Source organism: Baaleninema sp. (assembly GCF_049974805.1).
Lineage (GTDB): Bacteria > Cyanobacteriota > Cyanobacteriia > Cyanobacteriales > Geitlerinemataceae > Baaleninema.
Genome location: NZ_JBNGCO010000005.1, coordinates 89,515 through 92,606, shown reverse-complemented (window position 1 = coordinate 92,606; position 3,092 = coordinate 89,515). Strand labels below are relative to the sequence as shown.

The following is a 3,092-nucleotide window of genomic DNA, read 5'->3' as shown; positions in this document are numbered from 1 at the left end:
TGTTGCTCTATCCCGCTTAAGCTCAGGCTTTCAGCTTTTTTGTCCTGTACTTAGCCTGCGTACATTTAATTTACGCCGCCTGCGCCGCCCAATGCGATCGCCCTTGGGAACAGGAATTCGCCATCGACGATCGCCAACTGGCGGAATACCTCGGACTGAACCGACGTAAAGACCTGTCCAAACTCAAAAAACTGGCACTCATTAAATATCTCGGACAACTTCCCTGTCGGCTCAACGTCAGTCTAAGCTGGCCGCAACAGGGAAATGTAGCCGCCTTTACCGTTGCTGACAGCAATATATGGCATTTATTAGGGGTTCAACATCACATTCGGGTAGACGGGCGAGGGCGAAAATCCCTCGTCGGGCTGACGTTTCGCATTCGAGCCGGGAATTGGGCGAAGTATTTCCTCAACCCCGAAGGACGGGAAACCAACGGGGCGTTTTATCAATACGGAAACTTGCCGAAAGTGCTATTACAAGCCGTGATGCGAATTTGGCAGAAGCACGAAGGGGCTGCCCGAATGATGTTGTGGTTGTTGTTTAAAACGAAAGTGGGTCGCTTGCAACCCATCGCCGTCTCGACCTTAATGACAGTCGCCTACGGATCGGCAAAACTCCGGCGTTCGGAAACCGATCGCGCCTATCGCAAAAAACAAATTCGCACCTTCGAGAAAGATTTAGAGGTACTGCACGAGTACCATTTCGATGCAGTGTTCGACCCTAACAGCTACCCGCCAGACATCCAACCGCTTTGGGCGAAATTGCTGGCGGTTCCAGAAGAAAGCGAGGCAGAATTTGAGTTTTGGGTAGACGATGCTGGGAAAGAACGGCGTTTGACCGATCCGAGTCCTCGAGGAAAGTGGTCGCGGTTGATGAAGGCGCGAATTCTACAGTTTCAGCTTCCCTCCGATCTCGATCGCGGCCTGTCGCAATTGCAAAAGCAGCAACAGCGGAAGTCTCGCCGGACTTCGGGAATGCCCGATCCCATACCGTTGAGTCCAGAGCAAATCGCCCAGTTTCGTCGGTTGAAAGGTTGGAGCCAGCGAGAACTGGCTCGACAGATCGGCAAAAGTCAAAGTTGGGTGCGCGATGTAGAAAAGGGACGATTGCGGGTCAAGCCAGAAGACGGACGGCGATTGCAGGAACTCCTTGACAGCGAGGGTTTCGAGGCTTCCCCATAGTGGCGCTGTCGGACGCTGTCTGACAAGCTGTCTTGGCTTAGCAAGAATTTTGAGGTTTGTCAGCGATCGCGATCGCCCCTCAAGTCGATCGCGATCGCCGGACAAACGGGGATCGATCGCTGGAAAACCACCGGAAATTGTGCATAGTGATTCGGTAGCTTTCTACACAGACCCAGAGGATGCCTATGTTTTCATCGACGATCCCCTCGACGATCGCCATTAGTGAAATCGCGGTTAGGGTCTGGCATTCAGGTCGTTTAACCCTCTCCGAACGACAGGCGTTGAAAACTGTTTTGTTAGAACACCAGATATCTGAAGAAGACCGAGCTGCCATCGATCGGCTACTTCATGCAGTACGTCGCGGCTGGATCGAGCTGCTCGACTGAACCGCTCTGTCGATCGAAACCCAACTCCTTCAACTGCGAAATTTCCTCCGATATCTCTGTGGCTTCGGCTCTGCGGTCTTCGATCGCGGAACTTTTTGTGTGCTGGCGCTTCTTAAATATCGAGGTTTCTTGAAAAATTCCCCTCGAAGGCTCGCGTCCGTTTCGCTGACGACTATCTAGAGTAAGCGATCGACCTCTCTCCCGTCTTCCGTAAAACCAAGGATTTCGCCCCTACGGGTTTATACCGAGAAGTCAAAATAATTTTCAAAAAACTTCAGTATTTTTATCTTTATTTATTTGTTTTTTTATAGAAATTGTAATTGTTCAAACAAAAAAATCGCTTTTCAAAATTTTTTCCGGAATCGAGATCGCATCGACCGTAAGGCCAACAAATTGACGGAAAACTGACGCAAAACACATCTATACGAGTATTTACGCAAATTATTTTTGCGTAAAAAATAGCTGTGTTTTCGATCGTGCGACATCCAAATGTCTTCCGACCGTTCGATTCTGCGGTCAAACCACAGCCCAGACCAACGGTCAGAAACAGTCAGAAATTCCTGTCTCAGACATTCTCGCTCAGTGCGATCGCATCGAGCGCGAATCGATTCAGGATAAGCCGATCGATCGCGAACCGCAGAGGTTTCGTCAAAATCAACCCCTCGTTCGTGTCTGCCGTCCGTACCGTCGCATTGTATCGAGACCGATCATATCGAGAGCGATAACATGGCTGCACTTGACTTAACTTCCGTCAGTCCCGTAATCCTCGACGCCGAGGCGAACCTGTTCGTCGCCGACGACGACAACAACCTCATCGTTGCAGGTAGAGGCATCGACACCATCGTTGGCATGGGAGGCGACGACTATCTTTTCGGCAATAGCGACGACGATCGCCTCTACGGAAACGACGGCGACGACGTCATCTATGCCGGACAAGGAAACGACATGGTTCGCGGCGAAGCCGGAAACGACGAAATCGTCGGCGATCGCGACAACGACCTCCTCTTCGGCGGCGAGGGCAACGACAGCGTCAGCGGCGGCAGCGAAAACGACGAAATCTATGGCAACAACGCCGCCGATGTCCTCTACGGCAACCAAGGCACAGACAGCATCTTTGGCGGTGACGGCGACGATACCGCCCTTGCCGGAAAAGACAACGACGCAGTTTTCGGTGATTTCGGCAACGATCTCCTCTACGGCGACCTCGGCGACGATAGCCTTTACGGAGATGTCGGAACCGATACCCTCTACGGCGGCGAAGGCAGCGATCGCTTTTCCCTCAGTCCCACCACCGGGGGATCGGCCATCGAAAACGCGGATATCATCCAAGACTTCAACCCCGACGAAGACGGCTTGTTACTCATGGGAGGCTTGACCCTCGATCGCTTAGAAATTCTCGCCGGGACCGACGACTACGACGGCGATACCATAACGCGCGATCGACAAAGCGGCGAGTACCTCGCAATTCTCAAAAATATCGACAGTCGCACCCTCGAACTCGCCTTGGGCATCGACGCCAGCAGTA

At 52.2% G+C, this 3,092-nt stretch carries 4 protein-coding genes; 3 read left to right on the top strand and 1 reads right to left on the bottom strand.

Annotated elements, in window-relative coordinates:
- Positions 1-70 precede the first annotated feature (70 nt).
- Positions 71-295 (bottom strand): hypothetical protein, encoded by a 225-nt coding sequence (locus ACP5D4_RS02305; RefSeq protein ID WP_428010001.1) that lies wholly within the window; start codon positions 293-295, stop codon positions 71-73.
- Between the two features lie 172 nt (positions 296-467).
- Here ACP5D4_RS02305 and ACP5D4_RS02300 point away from each other — a divergent pair, with 172 nt between their 5' ends.
- The 3 genes from ACP5D4_RS02300 to ACP5D4_RS02290 all read left to right on the top strand — a co-directional run.
- Positions 468-1,181: a helix-turn-helix domain-containing protein gene (locus ACP5D4_RS02300; protein WP_428010005.1), complete on the top strand. Its 714-nt coding sequence runs from the start codon at positions 468-470 to the stop codon at positions 1,179-1,181.
- Entirely contained in the window at positions 1,150-1,404 is a 255-nt protein-coding gene (locus ACP5D4_RS02295; RefSeq protein WP_428010000.1) for a hypothetical protein, read from the top strand. The genes ACP5D4_RS02300 and ACP5D4_RS02295 overlap by 32 nt, the downstream gene beginning before the upstream one ends.
- 889 nt (positions 1,405-2,293) lie before the next feature.
- Positions 2,294-3,092 (top strand): calcium-binding protein (locus ACP5D4_RS02290; RefSeq protein WP_428009999.1); only part of this gene is annotated, 799 nt, incomplete at its 3' end.